Source organism: Oceanobacillus halotolerans (genome assembly GCF_010993955.1).
Lineage (GTDB): Bacteria > Bacillota > Bacilli > Bacillales > Amphibacillaceae > Oceanibacillus_A > Oceanibacillus_A halotolerans.
This window is the reverse complement of sequence record NZ_WIXL01000002.1, coordinates 298316-318228: the sequence shown is the minus strand read 5'-3', so window position 1 is coordinate 318228 and position 19913 is coordinate 298316. Positions and strand designations below refer to the sequence as shown.

21 protein-coding genes and 1 other annotated feature are annotated in these 19913 nt (G+C 36.1%); of the genes, 15 read left to right on the top strand and 6 right to left on the bottom strand.

The features are described 5' to 3' along the window. Window positions 1-71 precede the first annotated feature (71 nt). The 15 genes from GHC26_RS04595 (at window position 72) to GHC26_RS04525 (ending at window position 15194) form a co-directional block, all read left to right on the top strand. Window positions 72-740, top strand: coding sequence for a tetratricopeptide repeat protein (locus tag GHC26_RS04595; RefSeq protein ID WP_163970090.1), 669 nt, complete (start codon window positions 72-74; stop codon window positions 738-740). A gap of 17 nt (window positions 741-757) precedes the next feature. Next, window positions 758-3082 (top strand): SF1B family DNA helicase RecD2, encoded by a 2325-nt coding sequence (recD2, locus tag GHC26_RS04590; RefSeq protein WP_163970089.1) that lies wholly within the window; start codon window positions 758-760, stop codon window positions 3080-3082. A gap of 867 nt (window positions 3083-3949) precedes the next feature. Beyond that, complete coding sequence (locus GHC26_RS04585; protein WP_163970088.1) at window positions 3950-4141, top strand: hypothetical protein; 192 nt, start codon at window positions 3950-3952, stop codon at window positions 4139-4141. 53 nt (window positions 4142-4194) lie between these two features. Beyond that, a complete protein-coding gene (locus tag GHC26_RS04580; protein WP_163970087.1) occupies window positions 4195-5262 on the top strand; it encodes an AI-2E family transporter in 1068 nt (355 codons plus the stop codon). Between the two features lie 64 nt (window positions 5263-5326). Next, window positions 5327-5536: a binding site (T-box leader), on the top strand. A gap of 465 nt (window positions 5537-6001) precedes the next feature. Further along, the gene (gene alaS, locus GHC26_RS04575; protein ID WP_163970086.1) at window positions 6002-8638 is read left to right on the top strand and encodes an alanine--tRNA ligase; all 2637 of its coding nucleotides are present in this window, start codon (window positions 6002-6004) and stop codon (window positions 8636-8638) included. Between the two features lie 85 nt (window positions 8639-8723). Next, a complete protein-coding gene (locus GHC26_RS04570; RefSeq protein ID WP_163970085.1) occupies window positions 8724-8990 on the top strand; it encodes an IreB family regulatory phosphoprotein in 267 nt (88 codons plus the stop codon). Beyond that, on the top strand, window positions 8991-9407 hold the full coding sequence (ruvX, locus tag GHC26_RS04565) for a Holliday junction resolvase RuvX (RefSeq protein ID WP_163970084.1): 417 nt from the start codon (window positions 8991-8993) through the stop codon (window positions 9405-9407). Window positions 9408-9419: 12 nt separating this feature from the next. Continuing rightward, window positions 9420-9704, top strand: a complete 285-nt coding sequence (locus GHC26_RS04560) for a DUF1292 domain-containing protein (RefSeq protein WP_163970083.1) — start codon at window positions 9420-9422, stop codon at window positions 9702-9704. A gap of 136 nt (window positions 9705-9840) precedes the next feature. Beyond that, window positions 9841-10959, top strand: coding sequence for an endolytic transglycosylase MltG (gene mltG / locus GHC26_RS04555; RefSeq protein WP_163970082.1), 1119 nt, complete (start codon window positions 9841-9843; stop codon window positions 10957-10959). 464 nt (window positions 10960-11423) lie between these two features. Then, window positions 11424-12101, top strand: a complete 678-nt coding sequence (locus tag GHC26_RS04550) for an O-methyltransferase (protein ID WP_163970081.1) — start codon at window positions 11424-11426, stop codon at window positions 12099-12101. Further along, the gene (gene udk, locus GHC26_RS04545; RefSeq protein ID WP_163970080.1) at window positions 12080-12721 is read left to right on the top strand and encodes a uridine kinase; all 642 of its coding nucleotides are present in this window, start codon (window positions 12080-12082) and stop codon (window positions 12719-12721) included. The genes GHC26_RS04550 and udk overlap by 22 nt, the downstream gene beginning before the upstream one ends. A 136-nt stretch (window positions 12722-12857) precedes the next feature. Continuing rightward, window positions 12858-13334, top strand: coding sequence for a transcription elongation factor GreA (greA, locus tag GHC26_RS04540; RefSeq protein ID WP_163970079.1), 477 nt, complete (start codon window positions 12858-12860; stop codon window positions 13332-13334). Window positions 13335-13460: 126 nt separating this feature from the next. Beyond that, complete coding sequence (locus GHC26_RS04535) at window positions 13461-14126, top strand: YrrS family protein (RefSeq protein WP_163970078.1); 666 nt, start codon at window positions 13461-13463, stop codon at window positions 14124-14126. Window positions 14127-14152: 26 nt separating this feature from the next. Further along, window positions 14153-14842 carry a 5'-methylthioadenosine/S-adenosylhomocysteine nucleosidase gene (gene mtnN / locus GHC26_RS04530; protein ID WP_163970077.1) on the top strand — a complete coding sequence of 230 codons (690 nt, stop codon included), beginning with the start codon at window positions 14153-14155 and terminating at the stop codon, window positions 14840-14842. A gap of 124 nt (window positions 14843-14966) precedes the next feature. Further along, window positions 14967-15194, top strand: a complete 228-nt coding sequence (locus GHC26_RS04525; protein WP_163970076.1) for a YrhC family protein — start codon at window positions 14967-14969, stop codon at window positions 15192-15194. 34 nt (window positions 15195-15228) lie between these two features. Here GHC26_RS04525 and sigK read toward each other — a convergent pair whose 3' ends face one another. From sigK to GHC26_RS04495, 6 genes are all read right to left on the bottom strand, one after another. After that, entirely contained in the window at window positions 15229-15936 is a 708-nt protein-coding gene (sigK, locus tag GHC26_RS04520; RefSeq protein WP_163970075.1) for an RNA polymerase sporulation sigma factor SigK, read from the bottom strand. A 1013-nt stretch (window positions 15937-16949) separates the two neighbouring features. Continuing rightward, entirely contained in the window at window positions 16950-17300 is a 351-nt protein-coding gene (mnhG, locus tag GHC26_RS04515; protein WP_264175951.1) for a monovalent cation/H(+) antiporter subunit G, read from the bottom strand. A gap of 7 nt (window positions 17301-17307) precedes the next feature. Beyond that, window positions 17308-17619, bottom strand: a complete 312-nt coding sequence (locus GHC26_RS04510; RefSeq protein WP_163970073.1) for a Na(+)/H(+) antiporter subunit F1 — start codon at window positions 17617-17619, stop codon at window positions 17308-17310. Further along, window positions 17616-18092 (bottom strand): Na+/H+ antiporter subunit E, encoded by a 477-nt coding sequence (locus tag GHC26_RS04505; RefSeq protein WP_163970072.1) that lies wholly within the window; start codon window positions 18090-18092, stop codon window positions 17616-17618. The genes GHC26_RS04510 and GHC26_RS04505 overlap by 4 nt, the downstream gene beginning before the upstream one ends. 6 nt (window positions 18093-18098) lie before the next feature. Continuing rightward, window positions 18099-19580: a Na+/H+ antiporter subunit D gene (locus GHC26_RS04500; protein WP_163970071.1), complete on the bottom strand. Its 1482-nt coding sequence runs from the start codon at window positions 19578-19580 to the stop codon at window positions 18099-18101. Beyond that, window positions 19573-19911 carry a Na(+)/H(+) antiporter subunit C gene (locus GHC26_RS04495; protein WP_163970070.1) on the bottom strand — a complete coding sequence of 113 codons (339 nt, stop codon included), beginning with the start codon at window positions 19909-19911 and terminating at the stop codon, window positions 19573-19575. Before GHC26_RS04495 ends, GHC26_RS04500 begins: the two co-directional genes overlap by 8 nt. Window positions 19912-19913 lie beyond the last annotated feature (2 nt).

Below are 19913 nucleotides of genomic sequence, written 5' to 3'. Positions count from 1 at the left end.
TGTTCTTGAAGACAGTTATTGTTGATAGAACTAGATCCTTTTCTTTGATGTAAAGAGAGGAGTGGTTGATAATGAATAAAAATAAAGAAGCGATTCACTTAATGAAAGAACAGAATTATGAAGAGGCGGCTAAGTTGTTTACAGAGGAAATTGAAGAGAATCCTGAACAGCCCGTAGGATATATTAATTTTGGCAACCTATTACTTCATATAAACGACTATCAACGCGCCCAACGTTTTTTTGAAAAAGCAATTGAAATAGATCCACATGCAGCAACAGCCTATTACGGTTTAGGAAATTTGTACTTTGAACAGTCATTATATCCGAAAGCACAAGAGAATTATCAAAAAGCGATTGAACTAGGGTTAGAAGAAGCAGATGTCTACTATATGCTTGGTATAACATTTCAAAAACAAGAACATGACAAGTTAGCACTCCCTTACTTATTACGTGCCACTGAGCTAAATCCAGATGATGAGGAAATGTTATTTCAATATGGATTATCACTTGCACAAAGTGACCATATATCAGAGGCAGAACCAATTTTTCATAAAGTACTATCTTTAAACGATCAACATAGTGATGCACACTATAATTTAGGTGTTATTGCACTATATCAAGATCAACCAAAAGAAAGTTTAAGACATTTTGATGCTGCACTTGAAGCACAATCAGACCATGTGTTAGCAGCAAATGGTAAAAAACAAGTAGAAGAGCTATTGAAACATATGAATGAATAGAATAGTGGGGATAAGGGATGGAACGACAATTGCAATCAAACCAACCAAATGATCGGAGTTATATAAAAGGGGAATTGATCTATACCATTTTTCATAATGAAGAAGAGCATTTCTCTATTGCTAAAATTAAGATTCATGACACAAATGAAGATTATAAGGCAAAAGATATAGTTGCTAAAGGACACTTTTCTAATTTACAAGAAGGCACCATTTATCAATTTTATGGTAGTTTTGAAGAGCATCCGAAATTTGGAACGCAATTTAAAGTAGAAACGTACCAAACCTTTATCCCAGATACAAAAGATGGTTTGATTGCATATTTATCGAGTGATTTGTTCTACGGTATTGGGAAAAAAACAGCGACAAGAATTGTTGATATCTTAGGAGAAAACGCAATATCTAAAATATTAAATGATCCAGATGTGTTAAAGGAAGTACCAAACTTGAAGCAGGATAAGGCACAATCACTCACAAAAATGTTACAAGAAAATCAAGGTTTTGAGCATATAGTCGTAACATTATCCAAGTATGGAATCGGATTAAAAATGGCACAAACTATCTATAAAGTGTACAAGGAAAATGCGATTGAAATATTAGAACAAGATCCCTATCAATATGTATTTGATATAGAAGGATTTGGCTTTCAAACAGCAGATGAGATAGCAAGACAAAATGGGATTTCCTCAACACATCCAACACGAATTGGGGCTGGCTGTATCTATGTTTTACAAAATAGCATACAGGATGGACATGTCTATTTGCCTTATGATGAATGTATCCAACGAATGCTTCAATTATTAACAATAAATAGTGTATCACTACCAAAGGAAGTAATTGTCGAACAACTAGAACAATTAAATAGTGAAAAGAAAATCGTCATTCAGCATCGAAAAATATATTTACCATCCCTTTATTACGCCGAAGATGGTTTTGTCTCCCATTTACAAAGATTAATTAACCAGCCTGTGAAAGATACAATACCTATTGCAGAATTAATGAAAATTACGGGTGAAGTAGAAGAAGAAGAAGTAATTAGCTACGGGAAAGATCAATTCGAAGCCATTCAAAAGGCACTTCATTCCAAAGTAATGATTGTAACAGGCGGTCCTGGAACAGGAAAAACAACCGTCATTAAGGGGATTCTTCAAGCATATGCTGCCATTCACGATCTTGCTCTGGATCCGAAAGATTATGAAGATGAATCCACTTACCCATTTATTTTAACTGCACCAACAGGACGTGCTGCAAAACGATTGAATGAATCAACTGGATTACCAGCTGTCACGATACACCGTCTTTTAGGATGGGATGGAAAGAATACGTTCGAAAAGGATGAGCGGGAACAACTATCCGGAAAATTTATTATAGTTGATGAATTTTCGATGGTCGACATTTGGTTAGCCAATAGTCTCTTTAAAGCGATTTCAGATGAAATGCAAGTCCTATTAGTGGGAGATGAAGATCAATTACCATCAGTTGGTCCTGGCCAAGTTTTATCCGATTTATTAAGCAGTAATATTTTGCCATTTGTTAGTCTTCAAGAAGTGTATCGACAAAAAGAAGGATCGAAAATTATTCAGTTAGCACATGAAATAAAACACGATCGATGCACATCAACATCTTTACAAAACGATAAAGATTTTAGTTTTATTTCCTGCCATGCTTCTCAAATGGTTGAGGTGTTAACAAAAATAGTGAAACGAGCAGTAGAAAGAGGAATTGATGTAAAAGACATTCAGGTGCTAGCACCAATGTATCGTTCCATGGCCGGAATTACAAATATTAATAAGGAACTTCAGGCATTAGTGAATCCAAAAGATGCTAGAAAACGGGAAGTGAAGGTAAAGGATAGCATCTATCGAATTGGGGATAAAGTTATCCAGCTTGTTAATCAACCAGAAGATGGTGTGTTTAATGGAGATATTGGGGAAGTAGTCGCCATTTTTGAAGAGGATGAAAATACGGATCATGTTGAACAGATTGTGATTTCTTATGATGGGAAAGAAGTGGTCTATGAGCGTAAAGACTATATAAACTTTATGCATGCCTATTGTATTTCGATTCATAAGTCTCAGGGCAGTGAATTCCCAATTGTAGTCATGCCTGTTTTACCAGCATATCGTCGAATGCTGCGAAAAAACTTGCTATATACAGCTATTACAAGAAGTAAACAATCCTTAATTATTTGTGGTGATCATTCAGCTTTTCTACAAGGGATTCAAACCTATGATACAAATCAACGGTATACATCATTGAAAGAACAACTAATAGAAAGGATAAATGCGTCTGAGACTTTTACGGAAGAAGAGGAAGAAGATATCTCCCCATATGATTTTATGTAATCGTTTGTTTCTAGCAGATTGGTACATTATCCTAATAAATGTTAATGCACAGTTGATATATTATACGCAGTAAATGTTTAGTATGGCTTCCTTAATTCTTTATAAAGTGAGTGCTAAATTTTCGCTGTGGAAAACACTCGCTTTCACCATGGGCACAAGCGCGACATCTGTTCAAACTCTCTCTGGTCGTTTTCACAGTGTCTTCTTTGCCACGGGGAACGCTTCAGCCTCCTCGCGAGCATTGTCTAGGTCTAGCATCTACCCCCTCGAGGTCTTAAGTCAATCCTCTTTGTGGTACAAAATGCCACGCCGAGGCTCGTCTTAAGCTTGGCAGATAAGAAAAGTTTTATTACTGCATAAGTGCAACTAAGGCTTTCACCACTTGGCGACAAGCCAAGTTTTCTAATCGGGGGTGACCAAGGCGCTAGACCTTTTTCTATTAAAAGCACTCGCTGTGGGGTCTTCAGACTGTTCCTTTTCCCGTAGGAGTCTCGCATTTTCCACAGCTTCGAATAGTTTTCTATATTAAAAAGACGCAATATTGACAATGTCTATCATTCGCTTCGATCAACTGTTATATTGTCAATAGTAATGATAAAAATGTGGCAATACAACTTAGCGGAGGAAAAACATGGAGACTCCTGCGGAAAAACGAGCCTAAGAGACCCCGCAACGAGGTTACGAGTGAGGAGGCTCGTGGGGAGTCCGCGGAAAGCGAAATGTTTTTCCGTAGCGGTAATATTAGCTAAATGTTACTGTGCATTATATAGATTATACGCAATGCAACTCTGTAACGATGTATATTTTACTTGTATTCGGGTTAGGATAGCATAATAATGGATACTTGACGATAAAGGAGCTTTATGTATGCTAAAATGCCCGAATTGTAATAGTAAGGATATCGGAATAATTGGATCTGAACAATACTATTGTTGGAACTGTTTTATAGAGATGGCAGTCATTAATAATGAATTAACGCTCCACCAAGTGGAATCGGATGGATCTTTAAGCTCACTAAACGACTTATTCACAGAAGATGAAAGGAAAGTACAATGGTAGACTCTTCTTAGTAAGCAACTGATATCAAATTGGCAGCTAAGGAGCGAGTTCGTATGATGGATAAAAAGACACCATTGACTTTTCTTTATTGGATTCTTCTAGGTATATTTTTATTTTTATTTCTTTATTTAGTAGCTAAATTGTCTCCAATCTATGGAGCTTTTTTTTCATTTATATGGAGCCTTATGGCACCTTTTTTAATTTCTTGTTTAATTGCTTATTTTCTCTATCCGATAGTAACTAAAATACAACGTTTAAATATTCCCAGGAGTTTAGCCATACTTTTCATATATGTATTGTTCTTTGGAGGAATTAGTTATTTAATCTATCGTGTATATCCGACGATTGTTCATCAATTACATGACTTGAATGAACAATTACCTGAACTACTGGAGATGTACAAGGGATTTGTGTATCAATTATATGAATACACAGCCTTTCTTCCTGAGACGGTTCATGATAAGATGGATCAATTAATTTATGATATAGAAGCTAGTGTCGATGAAATAATTGGAAACATTGTAGGTGGAGTAACAAAAGTTTTTGATATGATTGTACTATTAACGGTTATTCCCGTATTAGTATTTTATTTTCTAAAAGACTACCAGAAAATAAAACAATATATAAAAACATGGATACCGTCTAAATATCAATCTCAAACAAGCAGCCTAGTTCATAAAATAGATGAAAGTCTAGGTGGTTATATTCGGGGGTTATTACTCGTTAGTTTTTTTGTCGGTGTTATCTCGTTTATTGCATTTTATTTTTTGCAAATCCCATATGCACTTGTGTTAGGCGTTGTTATGGGTTTAACCAATATAATCCCCTACTTCGGGCCCATCATCGGTGCTATTCCAGTTGTCGCTATCACGATGACAGTATCCACAAAACTCGTGATCATTGCGATTATTGTAATATTTGTTATTCAACTGGTTGAAGGGAACTTTCTATCCCCATATATTGTTGGAAAAAGTGTAGAGACCCATCCAATTGCGATTATATTTGCACTTCTTTTAGGAGGACAAATTGGTGGTGTAATTGGAATGATAGTGGCAGTCCCATTATTAACAATTATGAAGGTAATTGTATCGCATATCCTTACAATAAGGCAGATGGATTGACATTTTTTGAAAATCTTTCTATAATATCGGGTAAAATTAGATATATTTTCGTAACTTTTATAAAGCTAAAATGCTGAAGGTTCCGAGTACACGAAACGCCTTTTACAGAGAGGGATTTCCAATGGCTGTAAGAAATCCTATTGAGACATCGTGGAAAGCTAAACTGGAGTGCGGTTAATCCCCGCCGGTATCATGCCGTTACCATGATTAAGGTGATGAATAATGTAACTTATTCATAATTAGGGTGGTACCGCGAACAAATCTCGTCCCTGCTAGTGCAGAGATGGGATTTTTTTATCGTCTAGGAAATTATTAGAAAAACTCGAATTCGCTCGTCCTTTAGCGAATGCGTTAGTTTTTCTTATACTTGGGACATTAAAATTTTAGCAACGTTGAGTCCACTTCTTAGCTAAAATTTTATACTTTCCTAACGTGTAAAAAAAGAGCTGTGGATAGCTGAACAACAGGAACAGCCACGTTCAGCTCCAGTGCCTCCCCCCGTCGAGGTCATAAGTCAATCAACATTACGCGCAAAAAGCGCCACGTCGAGGCTTGGCTTATGCTTGGCAGATCAGAAATAAAACATGCTTACTGCATAAGTGCAACTAAGGCTTTCGCCATAAGAACTTGGCGAAAAGCCTAGTTTTCTAATCGGGGGTGGTCAGGGCACTTGCACTTTCGTTCTAGACAAAAATTAGAAACAAATCAAACTAATATGTATAAATTGGGAGGAAATAGTATGAAACAACTAACATCAGCTGAAGTGAGGCAATTATTTTTAGACTTTTTTAAAGAAAAAGGTCATCGAGTAGAACCTAGTGCATCACTTGTACCAAAGGAAGATCCAACATTACTTTGGATAAATAGTGGGGTAGCAACACTAAAAAAATATTTTGATGGTCGAGTGATTCCAGATAATCCCCGTATCGTAAATGCGCAGAAATCCATTCGGACAAATGATATAGAAAACGTTGGATATACAGCGAGACATCACACTTTTTTTGAAATGTTAGGTAACTTTTCAATTGGAGATTACTTTAAAAAAGAAGCAATTGAGTGGGCGTGGGAATTCTTAACTGGTGATAAATGGATTGGATTCGATCCTGAACGCTTGTCTGTAACAGTGCATCCTGAAGATGATGAAGCATATGATATTTGGTTACATGATATAAGGTTACCGAAAGATCGTATTATTCGGTTAGAGGAAAACTTTTGGGATATTGGGGAAGGACCAAGTGGACCAAATACGGAAATTTTCTATGATAGAGGAGAAAAATATGGAAATGATCCTCAAGACCCTGAACTATATCCTGGTGGTGAAAATGCACGTTATTTAGAAATATGGAATTTAGTATTTTCTCAATTTAATCATAATCCAGATGATACGTATACCCCACTACCCAAGAAAAATATTGATACTGGTATGGGATTAGAACGTATAGTATCTGTCATTCAAGATACGCCAACAAACTTTGAAACAGACTTATTTATGCCAATTATTGAAAAGACTTCATCAATAGCAGAAACGACATACGGAAAATCTGAAGAAATGGATACAGCCTTTAAGGTGATTGCCGACCATATTCGTACTGTCGCATTTGCAATTGGTGATGGTGCAACACCATCCAATGAAGGTAGAGGTTATGTATTAAGAAGGTTGTTACGCCGTGCGGTACGATTTGCGAAACAATTAGGTATTGAAAAGCCATTTATGTACCAACTCGTTCCAGCAGTAGGGGATATTATGAAAGACTACTATCCAGAAGTTAATCAGAAAGCAGAGTATATTCAAAAGGTAATTAAGACAGAAGAAGAGCGATTCCATGAGACATTAAACGAAGGTCTTACCATTTTATCATCGATAATGGAAAAAGAGGAAAAGAAAGGTAGTTCTGTTTTTCCAGGAGAGGAAGTATTTCGACTATATGATACGTATGGCTTTCCTAAGGAGTTAACAGAGGAGTATGTACATGAGAAAGGATTCTCGATTGATGAAGAAGGTTTTGAAAAGGAGATGGCACAACAAAGAGAACGTGCTAGAAGTGCCCGCCAAAAGGTAGACTCGATGCAAGTACAGGATGATATCTTTAGTGAATTGGATGTGGATAGTAAGTTTATAGGGTATGACAAGTTGGAAGGGACGACAACATTACTTCATATTATTAGGGATAAAGAACAGCTAGAGACAGCAAAAACAGGGGAAGAGGTATCTGTTCTACTAGCTGAGACTCCATTTTATGCAGAGAGTGGAGGACAAGTTGCCGATCATGGATGGATAAAAACAAAACATGCTTCTGGCTTTGTAAAGGATGTTCAAAAGTCACCGAATGGACAACATGTACACCAGCTTCAGGTAGTTGAAGGTACATTTCATATAAATGATGAAGTGGAAGTACTAGTTGATGAGCAATTGCGTACACTAACGATGAAAAATCATACAGCAACCCATTTATTACACCAAGCACTAAAAGATGTGTTAGGCGACCATGTTAATCAGGCTGGGTCTTTAGTTGCACCTGATCGTTTACGCTTTGATTTCTCTCATTTTGATGCCGTAACCGGTGAACAACTTGAAGAAATAGAGCAAATTGTAAATGAGAAAATTTGGGAGTCCATATCCACTACTGTAGATTATAAGAACTTGGAAGAAGCTAAACAAATGGGAGCAATGGCACTTTTTGGAGAAAAATATGGAGATGTTGTTCGAGTAGTGAAGATTGGCGATTTTAGTTTAGAGCTTTGTGGCGGTAATCATGTGAACAACACTGCGGAAATCGGTATGTTTAAAATTGTAACAGAATCAGGTATTGGAGCAGGTACGAGAAGAATTGAAGCAGTAACAAGTAAACAAGCCTATATGTATGTGAAAGACAAGCTGGAGTTATTGCAGACGACGGCAAATATGTTGAAAACAAATGATACTTCTGTACCAGAAAGAGTAGAAGCATTATATGATGAAATAAAAGCCTTACAAAAAGCAAATGAATCGTTGAACGCAAAATTATCAAATGCTGAAGCTGCATCTATATTAGAAAAGGTAGAAACTGTTGAGGGTGTTCAAGTATTGGCCCAAAAAGTAAGTGTGAAAGATATGAATCAGCTACGAAATATGGTAGACAATTTAAAAGACAAGTTAGATTCTGGTGTTATCCTACTGGCAGCTGAAAATAATGGGAAAGTTCAGTTGGCTTCAGGTGTTTCCCAAGATTTAATAGAACGAGGGCTTCAAGCAGGTAAATTAATCAAACAGGCAGCACAACTTTGTGGTGGTGGCGGTGGTGGCCGTCCTGACATGGCACAAGCTGGAGGAAAGGATCCACAAAAAATAGAAGAAGCATTAAATTACGCTACTTCCTATGTGAGAGAAAATCTGTAAGCTTTAACATTTAAAAAAAGATATATTAAACTGTATAAACATGTTAAAATAGAGGAAGAATGCAAAATATGGAAGAGGTGTCACGATGAGCTCGATCGATAAAACGATGAAATTCGACTTTTCAGAAGAACCATTTGACCAGGATATCAAAGAAATCTTGTTTACGGTCCATGATGCGCTAAAAGAAAAAGGATATAATCCAATTAATCAAATTGTTGGATATTTATTATCCGGTGACCCAGCTTATATACCAAGGTATAGGGATGCGCGTAATATAATTCGGAAAATAGAACGTGATGAAGTGATTGAGGCACTAGTGACATTCTATCTTGAACAACAAAAGGATCAATAAATGAAACTAATCGGATTAGATGTCGGTTCAAAAACAATTGGTGTCGCAATAAGTGATGCATTAGGATGGACAGCGCAAGGATTGACGACCATTTATTGGGATGAAACAGATATCCAGTCAGCAGATGAGGCGTTAAAAGAGATTATTACGACACATGATATTACAAAAGCAGTTATTGGGTTACCTAAAAATATGAATGGAACCATCGGGGAACGTGGTGAAGCATGTCAAAAATTTGCCAAGCATGTAGAGGAAACCTTTCATATCCCTACGATCTTATGGGATGAGCGGTTATCCACGATTGCTGCTGAAAGAGTTTTATTAGAGGCTGATGTCAGTAGAAAAAAGCGAAAAAAAGTGATTGATAAAATGGCAGCAGTTATGATCTTACAAGGTTATTTAGACCAAAAAAAGTAAAGGAGTGTCGGAATGGCATTAGAAGAAAAAGAACGAATTATTGTTCCAGATGAAAATGGTGAAGAACATTTATTTGAAGTATTATTTACATTTGATGTTGATGAAACCAATCAATCCTATATTGCAGTTGTCCCTGTTGAACAAAAGGAAGCGGAAGAAGTAGAGGTGTATGCCTTTCGTTATGAAGAAAAGGAAGAACAGGATGATGACTTATCTTTGTTTCCGATTGAATCAGATGAAGAATGGGAAATGGTAGAAGAAATGTTAAATACATTGGCAAATGAAGAAACGGAGTAATAAGCAAAGTAGATCATCTAAAATAGCTGATGTTGTTTATCACTAACATCAGCTATTTTTTCTATGTTCTTTTACATTTTGATGGATTATATTGTCGATTTTTAGTATAATGTACCGGGTGAAAGGGGGATACTGAATGACCAAGCGTAAAAAAACAGGTGATTATAAGGAAAATCTTATCACTCGTAGCCAAGAGGCCGAAACGGTAAGAAAAATTGTTGCAATCATTATATTAGCTCTTGTCCTTATACTTGTTATTGGTGGTATCTCAGCATATATGTTTATAAAATCTTCGTTGGAGCCAGTTGACCCAGATAGTGATGAAGAGATACAGGTAGAAATACCGATGGGTTCCTCATCTTCGGATATTGCAGAAATCCTAGAGGAAAATGGAGTTATTAATAATGCACTTATCTTTCGCTTTTATACGAAATTTAAGAATGAATCAGATTTTCAAGCGGGGGAATATACGTTTACTCCATCTTTAACAATAGATGAGATAATTGAATCGTTAAAAAATGGAACAGTACTAAAAGAAGCGATTTATACTGTTACAGTCCCTGAGGGGAAAACATTGGAACAAATCGCCGATATATTTGAAAAATCAACACCAATAGAAGCCGATGCATTTTTAGAGAGAGTTAATGATGAAGAATATATCGAACAGTTAATGGACCAATATCCATCATTTTTAACGGAAGAGATTTTAAATATAGATATTAAAATGCCTCTAGAAGGATATTTGTTTGCTGCGACGTATAGTATATATGAGGAAAATCCCAGTATCGATTCGATTATAGAGACGATGTTATCAAAAACAGAATCTGTCCTATCCTCTTATTTGGATGATATTACAGCAAGTGATTTAACCATTCACGAGGCAATTACAATGGCTTCATTAGTTGAAAAAGAAGCCAGTACAGAAGATCAGCGTTCTCAAATTGCGGGTGTTTTTTATAACCGAATGGATATAGGAATGAAATTACAAACAGATCCAACAGTATTATATGCACTTGGGGAGCATAAGGAGAAAATTTATTTAAAGGATTTAGAAGTAGAATCACCATATAATACGTATTATATAGATGGACTACCAGTCGGACCAATATCGAATTTTGCTGAAAGCTCCTTAGAAGCAATTCTATATCCTGAAGAATCCGATTATTTATATTTCCTACATGATAGTGAAGGAAATATCCACTATTCGGAAACTGATGACGAACACGAACAGCTAAAAAGCCAATATATTGATTAAGATAGGAAGTGTGAATGATGTTCACATTTCCCGTTTTTTTACAAGATAAGATAGTATAAAAAAGTTGGCCTCATTGCTGCCTTTTATAGGAAAGACAACGTCCAGCTCCGAGCGATTGACATCCTAGTACTGGCGTTGCGCTTGACGTGACGATTTTAGCCAGTGAGATGGACAGGATGACCTAGTGCCGATAGACATAAGGATGCCTGAGTTTTCATCGGCCAGTGCCTACCCCTCGAGATCATAAGTCAATCCACATTACAGGCAAAAAGTGCCACGTCGAGGCTCGGCTTAAGCTTGGCAGATAAGAAAGAAAACGTTCTTACTGCATAAGTTCAACTAAGGCTTTCGCCCAATGGTCAATCCAAGTTTTCTAATCGAGGGTGATCAGGGCGCTTCTAGTTTTTGTTACATGGATTTGTCATCACAATTAGATGGGAAACTAACTGAAGGTGAGTATACAGATGGAAAAAGAATTAGAAAGCTATTTAAAAAACTTATTACCTCCTAAAAAAGAGTGGGTTACCAAGTTAGAAAACCAAGCAATGGAAGAAAATGTGCCAATTATGGATCCGGTCAGTATTCATTTCTTAATGCAATTGGTCAAGGTACATAAACCAAAATCAATATTAGAGATTGGAACGGCAATCGGGTATTCTGCCTTGCGAATGGTGGAGGCATATCCAGAAACATCTGTTGTTACCATTGAACGAGATGAACATCGCTATCAGCAAGCACTTCAAAATATACAATTACTTGAGAAACAATCTACTATACAGGTAATTAAAGGCGATGCATTGGAAAAGATAAAAGAGTTACCACAAGATCAGTTATTTGACTTAATCTTTATAGATGCAGCAAAAGGGAAATATAAACAATTCTTTAAGCTGGCAAATGACTATCTCACCCCAAATGGTGTGATTGTATCAGACAATGTATTGTTTAAAGGGTATGTTGCAGATCCTTTCAAACAGCATCCAAGATATCAGAAAATGGCTACCTCAATAAGAGCTTATAATGAATGGCTCATCCAATTGCCAAATTACGAAACAACGATCGTTCCAATTGGGGATGGAGTAGCAATCACCACCAGGAATGAATCAAAGGAGGAACAGGATTTATGCAAGGAAAACCAGTTGTAATTGGTGTTGCTGGTGGAAGTGGCAGTGGGAAAACAACTGTGACACAATCAATATGTCAACGTTTTTCGGATAAAACAATTCTAGTTATTGAACAAGATTATTATTATAAAGATCAGTCTGATTTACCATTTGAAGAAAGACTTCAAACAAATTATGACCATCCATTAGCATTTGATAATGATTTATTAATCGAGCATATACATCAACTATTAAATTTTAAGTCGATTGAAAAGCCTGTATATGATTATAAACTTCATACCCGATCAAACAAAGTTGTCCCTGTTGAACCAAAAGAAGTCATTATTTTAGAAGGCATATTAATATTAGAAGATCCAAGACTTGTTGATTTAATGGATATTAAGGTTTTTGTCGATACAGATGCAGATATTCGAATTGTCCGTCGACTATTACGGGATATTAAAGAACGAGGTCGTTCATTAGATTCGGTAATTGATCAATATGTAAATAGTGTTCGTCCAATGCATCTTCAATTTGTAGAACCAACAAAACGCTATGCAGACATTATCATACCTGAAGGTGGACAAAATCATGTTGCGATCGATATCATGGCATCTAAAATTTCAACTATTTTATCGGAAAATCAACAAAATAATTCATAGAAAAGTATTGAAAATTTAAATTAAATCTGCCATAGTAATGATTAGTATATTTTTATAGTTTGCATAACATAAAGTTTTGATCATAATAATATGTTACATTGTACTTTTTATCGGAGGAAAAAGGAGTGTATTAGGAATGGCTATAGAGAAAAGTTATTATATGACACAAGAGGGAAAAGAGAAACTAGAAGAGGAATTACATTACTTAAAAACGGAAAGACGTCAAGAAGTTGTGGAACGAATTAAAATTGCAAGAGGTTTTGGAGATCTATCCGAGAATTCTGAGTATGACGCTGCAAAAGATGAACAAGCTTTCGTTGAATCACGCATTGCACAGGTAGAAAAAATGATTCGTAATGCGGTTATTATTGAAAATGATGATGAAAATCCAAATATTGTCTCCTTAGGTAAATCCGTAACCTTCAAAGAATTACCAGACGGAGAAGAAGAAACATATATTATTGTTGGTAGTGCAGAAGCAGATCCTTTCGAAGGGAAAATATCGAATGATTCTCCAATGGCTAAGAGTCTATTAGGTCATGAAATTGGTGAAGAGGTTGCTGTCAGTACACCTGGTGGGGATATTCAAGTCAAAATTATAGAAGTTGAATAGTGTAAACTAGGTGGGATTGTCAGATAGAGTAGCGTATATTCTACAGCACTATCCCACTTTTTATTTATTAGCATATTTAGAGAAACTAGCTAATAAAGTAGATATAGAAAATAGGAGGGGAGATAAATGAGTAATTTTGATCGATATAGTCGAGTTAATAAATTTGAGAAGCGTCGGAAAAATACAAAATCTATCTCTATTTTTCTTGTTACAGGAAGCGTACTTCTTCTTCTGCTAGTTGGAATATGGATTTTTGGTGATAATGACCAAGAAGCATCTACAGCACAGAATGACTCCCCTACATATAATGAGGAAGAAAATCACGAGTCGTCATCCGAGGATAATAATAGCATTGAGGTTGAATCCAGTGAAGAATCTTCTGAGGCTGAAAATACCTTAGATGATGATGAAAGAGAATATGATGAATCGGTTTCAAATCAAGAACAAGTTGAGTTAGAAGAAGTTGAGACGGACGATGATAATGTTTCACATGCATTTACTGGAAATTGGCAGCCAGTAGGAACCGAACAAGAAGGTCCACATACTACTGTATTTGATGAAGAATCACAAGATTGGAAAGAAATGCGTGAAGCTGTTTTAATGGCAACAGGCTTAACGGAAGATAATCTGATTGAGTGGCGATATGAAAATGGTGGCGATCAAAAAGTGATTGCAACTGTTTCTGACCTTGAAGAAACAGAAATATATCGTGTTTATTTATCATGGATAGATGAACAAGGATGGAAACCAACTAGAGTGGAAATTCTTATAGAAAATGATAAGAAAGACTAAGGAAATAGCCAATTGGAGGAACCATTATGACAATAGGAATAATAGGTGCAATGGATGAGGAAGTTAAACTTATTATCGAAAATATGACAAACAAGCAGGAAAGAACAGTTGCAAATTGTCTATTTGTAAGAGGGAAATTACTTGGAAAAGATGTTGTCTTATTAAAATCAGGAATTGGAAAAGTCAATGCAGCTATGGCAACAACTATTATGCATGAACGTTTTTCTCCGTCGCATGTAATCAATACCGGTTCAGCAGGCGGGTATGACCCAGAACTTGAAGTGGGTGATATAGTTATTTCTTCGGAAGTTGTTCATCATGATGTGGATGTTACTGCTTTTAATTATGCTTATGGACAAGTACCTCAAATGCCAGCAACCTTCAAAGGTGATCCGGAGTTAATAAAGAAAACGATAAAGGCATTGGAGGGAATCTCTGTATCCTATAAAACTGGCTTAGTAGCAACTGGGGATTCGTTTATGGATAATCCAGAGCGAGTAAAGTTTGTGCAATCGATGTTTCCAAATATGATTGCATTAGAGATGGAAGCTGCTGCAGTTGCACAAGTATGTCATCAATTTGGTAAACCATTTGTTGTCATACGAGCACTGTCTGACATAGCTGGAAAAGAATCATCTGTATCCTTTGACACATTTTTAGATAAAGCTGCCAGAAATGCAACAACTATTTTGATGTCAGTAATACAAGATATTTAAGTTTTTACCCATCATTTACCTCTCTATTATACGTATATTATATGATATACTTTTTTAGTATTTAAAGGCTTATACCATAGCAGATGGCATAAGCCTTTTACTAGTAGAAAAGGAGAAGGTAATTATGAACGTGAATAAGGATGATTTATTATTAAAATTGAAAGATTATCAACGTTTCCTTGTTACGTTATTAATACTCGCGAGTTATTTGTATATGGGTGCTATTATTAATACGTATATTCAGCCAAACCATCATAGTCCATACTTATATATGCTATCATTGATTCTCATTGTTCTTGCAAGCATTTTTCTATATAAAACGATACGAATTAGAAAAGAATTACAAGATTAGGAGCGCGTTTCGCTTTGTGGTAACGCGCTTTTTTTTAATCACTTTGTTGTTCATTTCGATAATATTCATGAAATACCTTCATTAGTGCCCGTTTTTCAATTCGAGAAACATAGCTACGTGAAATATCTAATTTTTTAGCGATTTCTCGTTGCGTCATTTCTTTTTGATTACCTAAACCATAACGCAATATAATTACTTCCTTTTCACGTTTATCCAGAATAGCTAGATATTCCTTCATTTTGTCAATTTCCATGTTAAGTTGCACATATTCGATGATATTCTCATTTTCTGCTTCCAAAATATCCATTAGGCTAATCTCGTTACCTTCTTTATCCTGTCCGATGGGATCATAGAGAGAAACATCTTTTTTTACTTTCTTGAGCGCACGTAAATGCATCAGTATCTCATTCTCCACACAACGCGCAGCATATGTGGCCAGTTTGGTTCCTTTATCAGGTGAATAACTTTCAATCCCTTTTATTAACCCAATTGTACCAATGGAAATGAGGTCTTCTGTGTCTTCCCCTGTATTTTCGAATTTTTTCACGATATGTGCGACAAGTCTTAAATTATGTTCAATCAACTTATTCCTAGCTGTTTCGTCACCTTCTTGCATGGCTTTAATGTACTTTTTCTCTTCTTCTTGTGGTAATGGTTGCGGAAATGCATGATTTTTTACATAAGATACGAAAAAGAGTGCTTCTTTGATTAATAGTGCCAGAACCGTTAAAATTCCTGACAAACAGATACACCTCCTAAAAGATTGGCTGGGCTTTTGCCTATACCTTATCTTTATGAGGCGTCTTTTCATTTTGTGTCTGTCCAAAAAAAGAAGTTATGTATTTTTTTAGGTCAAAATGGTTCGAATTCCATCATAATTTAGACAATACTGTTATCTTTATCTTCAACTTTCCAGAAAAAACAACACAACCTCTGATCATTAATGATGAATTCATGATGATCGTTTTTGGTAAAAGTGCCTTTCACATACTTTGATGTTTCTTAACGTCATAGTTGATATATTATGCGTCGAAAATTGCGCCATTCATTTCCGCACCGGGCAGCCGCTTTCACCATGGGCATAAGTGCGACATCTGTTCAAACTTGTTCGTTTTCACAGTGTCTTCTTTACCGCAGGCACGGCCTCAGCCTCCTCTTTAGAGAAGCTAAAAGCGCTTTGGTCACCCACGATTAGAAAACTTGGCTTTTCGCCAAGTGCCGAAAGCCTTAGTTGCACTTATGCAGTAAGAACGTTTTCTTTCTTATCTGCCAAGCTTAGGCCGAGCCTTGGCGTGGCGCTTTTTGCGCGTAATGAGGATTGACTTAAGACCTCGAGGGGGTAGGCACTGGCCGATGAAAACGCCACGTCCTTATGTCTATCGGCACTAGGACGTCCTGTCCGTCGTAGCTAGACATTTTTAGAAAAGCGGAAGCGCCTTGGCCACCCCCGACAAGCTTAAGCCGAGCCTCGGCGTGGCGCTTTTTGCCACAAAGAGGATTGACTTAAGACCTCGAGGGGGTAGGCGCTGTAGCTAGACATCAGAAGAAGACCACTTCCTGCTCAGGTCTGGACACGTGCTGTTCCTGCAGGAGTCGACTGTCCTACGCTCCAATCAACTGCTATATTAGCAATAGCAATGATAAGAAAGAGGCCAGCCACATACGTTAAAAACAACAAAGAATGTAAAAAGCAACACTCCTTTAGAAACAGCTTTGGCTAAAAATAAAAAAAATGACCTTTTCCAAGATCATTTTTTACTTCGTTTCGTTTAATTCTTTTGCTTTTGCTTTTTCAAATGCATCTGTTCGATTATTCGTAACAGGTTTTATGCCAACATGATGTGCTGCTCGTGAAATCATGTGTGCAGATACTGGTGCTGTTAAAAGGATAAAGAATATGGCTAACAACAATTTTCCACTTATAATATTGTGTGAGCCATATAAAAATAGAAAAGCGCCAATCAAAATACTAGCAACCCCTAAGGTAGCCGCCTTTGTCGAAGCATGTAATCTGGTATAAACATCTGGAAACCGTATTACCCCGATCGAGGCTGATAATACGAAAAACGTCCCCGCTAACAATAGTACTATAATAATGATATTCATGATTATGTTAATCCATGTCTCTATCAATTAAAGCACCCTTTTCAATATATTTTGCGATGGCAAGTGTACCAATAAAAAGAAGTATCCCAATTAAAAGAATCACATCATTAAACTTTGTTGTGACGATCATGATCGATATTAAGGCTGCTAGCCCCATTAAGTTAACACCAATACCATCTAATGCAACAGCACGATCAGGATTAGTAGGGCCTTGAATAGCTCGGTATAATAGCAATAATAAAGAAATGCCTATAGCTATTAGCGAAATCCATACCGCAATGTCTAAAAACGTTTCGGTGGCTTGTAGAACACTTGTCATTGCGTCACCTCCATGATTGCTTTTTCAAATGTATCTTTAATCGAATTAATGGATTCATGAATGTCGTCAATATCCATTGCATGAATATAGATATGTGTATTATCACTTGAAATAGCAACCGATAATGTACCAGGTGTTAATGAAATTAAATTGGCTAATAAGGTAATTTCCCAATTACTCTTTAAATCCGTTGGTAAGGCAAAAATTCCTGGTTCAAATGTTGGTTTCGGGCTATAAACTAGTTTGACAATATCAATATTAGATACAACTAATTCCTTCACAAATAATACTAATAGCTTTACAATTCTAAACAAACGTTTTAAGTAGAATGTATCTGGGATAAATCGGTTTAACAGAAATAATAAGAGAAGCCCTAGTATATACCCAACTATAAAACTAGGTGTTGTATAGGATTCACTTAAAAACATCCACATAAACGCTATTATTAGGTTAATAACAATTTGAAAGGCCATAGTGGTCTACTCCTTTAATACAGAATCAATATACAATTCAGGATTAAGTAAATACTCAGATATGGATGCGATAGGCGGATATACAAATTCCGCTCCAATACCTAGCATAACAGAAAATTCTAATAGAAATACTATCGGACCCATAAAACCTTTTGTAGATTTTAATTTAATATTATCTGATTCTTGTTTTTCTCCCCAGAAACCATTGATAAATATTTTCATAATAGAGTACAGAATCAGCAGACTTGAAATTAACGCGATTAATACAATAATCACTTCATCAACTGATAATGCCCCTTTTAATAATAATAATTTGCCTATAAAACCACTAAATGGTGGAATACCTGCTAATACAAAAGCAGAAATAAATAGTAGCCAACCTAATAAAGGATAATAATTAATTAACCCATTCATCTTGCGTAGATCAGATGTCCCTGCAACATAAACAATTACTCCAACAATTAAAAATAACACTGCTTTAATAAACATATCATGCACAAGATAATAAATGGTTCCACTTAATGCATCTTCATTAAAAACACCAATTCCCATTATAAGAAAACCTACTGCCGGGATAATATTGTATGCGACGATTAATTTGACGTTGTTGGTTGAAATGGAACCAATCACGCCAAAGATGAGAGAGAGACCTGCAATCCAAATAAACAATGGGTGTGTAAAGTCTATATTATGGATGAAAATAAGTGAGAACATACGTAATATCGAATAGATTCCAACCTTTGTTAATAATGCACCAAACAGAGCCGAAACGACTGGATTTGGAACAATATAGGATTTTGGCATCCAATAGTAAAGCGGAAATAAAGCCGCTTTTGTTGCAAAAACAAAGAAGAATAGAATTGCAATTGTTGTAAGAATTCCTTGTTGTTCAACTTCTTGCACCCGCTCTGCAATTTGTGCCATATTAATTGTCCCCACAACACTGTACAAAAATGCAACAGCCGTAACAAATAACATAGAAGAGAATAGATTAATGATCACATATTTAATGGATTCACGTAATTGAACCTTGTCTCCACCAAGTACAATTAGCCCGTAAGAAGCCATTAAAAGAACCTCAAAGAAAACAAATAGGTTAAATAAATCACCTGTTAAGAATGCTCCTGATACACCGGTGATTAACAGGAGGAAAAAGGGATAAAAATAATATTTCTCCTGTCTTTCTGATAAAGAATGTGGTGCATAAAAAGCACATGCAACAGCGATGATATTTGTCGTTAATACAAGCAGCATTGCAAGTGAATCAGCAACAATTACAATACCATATGGTGCTTCCCATCCTCCCGTTTCTAAAGTGATTGTTCCTTGGTTAAAAACACGGAAAGTGATATATGATACAACACCTAAATTAATGATGGTAAAGGTTTTGGTTAGGAATCGAGATAAAGGTATTCGGTTGTGTGTCAGAGCTAATATAATTCCAAATAGTAATGGAAGGATGATTGGTAAAACGGCTAAGTTACTCATTTTCAGTACCCCTTAATTGTCCCATATTATCCGTATTATTTTCTTTAGCAGTACGATACGCTAGTACTAATAACAGGCTTGTCGTACCAAAACTTATAACGATCGAGGTTAATATTAATGCCTGTGGTAACGGATCACTATATTCGGTTATTCCATCTGTTAAAACAGGCGGAAGCCCCCGTTTTAGTTCGCCCATTGTTAAGATAAATAAGTGTGCTCCATGTGATATCAATGTTGTTCCAATAACGATACGAAGTAATTGTTTTTGCAATAAATTGTATATACCAGTAGCGAATAGAAGCCCCGCTAAAATAGATGTGACGATCTCCATAT

What these genes read in the sequence shown, in the direction of transcription:
- GHC26_RS04595 (WP_163970090.1), top strand. Translation starts at nt 72, where the DNA reads ATGAATAAAAATAAAGAAGCGATTCACTTAATGAAAGAACAGAATTAT.
- recD2 (WP_163970089.1), top strand. Translation starts at nt 758, where the DNA reads ATGGAACGACAATTGCAATCAAACCAACCAAATGATCGGAGTTATATA.
- GHC26_RS04585 (WP_163970088.1), top strand. Translation starts at nt 3,950, where the DNA reads ATGCTAAAATGCCCGAATTGTAATAGTAAGGATATCGGAATAATTGGA.
- GHC26_RS04580 (WP_163970087.1), top strand. Translation starts at nt 4,195, where the DNA reads ATGATGGATAAAAAGACACCATTGACTTTTCTTTATTGGATTCTTCTA.
- alaS (WP_163970086.1), top strand. Translation starts at nt 6,002, where the DNA reads ATGAAACAACTAACATCAGCTGAAGTGAGGCAATTATTTTTAGACTTT.
- GHC26_RS04570 (WP_163970085.1), top strand. Translation starts at nt 8,724, where the DNA reads ATGAGCTCGATCGATAAAACGATGAAATTCGACTTTTCAGAAGAACCA.
- ruvX (WP_163970084.1), top strand. Translation starts at nt 8,991, where the DNA reads ATGAAACTAATCGGATTAGATGTCGGTTCAAAAACAATTGGTGTCGCA.
- GHC26_RS04560 (WP_163970083.1), top strand. Translation starts at nt 9,420, where the DNA reads ATGGCATTAGAAGAAAAAGAACGAATTATTGTTCCAGATGAAAATGGT.
- mltG (WP_163970082.1), top strand. Translation starts at nt 9,841, where the DNA reads ATGACCAAGCGTAAAAAAACAGGTGATTATAAGGAAAATCTTATCACT.
- GHC26_RS04550 (WP_163970081.1), top strand. Translation starts at nt 11,424, where the DNA reads ATGGAAAAAGAATTAGAAAGCTATTTAAAAAACTTATTACCTCCTAAA.
- udk (WP_163970080.1), top strand. Translation starts at nt 12,080, where the DNA reads ATGCAAGGAAAACCAGTTGTAATTGGTGTTGCTGGTGGAAGTGGCAGT.
- greA (WP_163970079.1), top strand. Translation starts at nt 12,858, where the DNA reads ATGGCTATAGAGAAAAGTTATTATATGACACAAGAGGGAAAAGAGAAA.
- GHC26_RS04535 (WP_163970078.1), top strand. Translation starts at nt 13,461, where the DNA reads ATGAGTAATTTTGATCGATATAGTCGAGTTAATAAATTTGAGAAGCGT.
- mtnN (WP_163970077.1), top strand. Translation starts at nt 14,153, where the DNA reads ATGACAATAGGAATAATAGGTGCAATGGATGAGGAAGTTAAACTTATT.
- GHC26_RS04525 (WP_163970076.1), top strand. Translation starts at nt 14,967, where the DNA reads ATGAACGTGAATAAGGATGATTTATTATTAAAATTGAAAGATTATCAA.
- mnhG (WP_264175951.1), bottom strand. Translation starts at nt 17,300, where the DNA reads ATGAATATCATTATTATAGTACTATTGTTAGCGGGGACGTTTTTCGTA.
- GHC26_RS04510 (WP_163970073.1), bottom strand. Translation starts at nt 17,619, where the DNA reads ATGACAAGTGTTCTACAAGCCACCGAAACGTTTTTAGACATTGCGGTA.
- GHC26_RS04505 (WP_163970072.1), bottom strand. Translation starts at nt 18,092, where the DNA reads ATGGCCTTTCAAATTGTTATTAACCTAATAATAGCGTTTATGTGGATG.
- GHC26_RS04500 (WP_163970071.1), bottom strand. Translation starts at nt 19,580, where the DNA reads ATGAGTAACTTAGCCGTTTTACCAATCATCCTTCCATTACTATTTGGA.
- GHC26_RS04495 (WP_163970070.1), bottom strand. Translation starts at nt 19,911, where the DNA reads ATGGAGATCGTCACATCTATTTTAGCGGGGCTTCTATTCGCTACTGGT.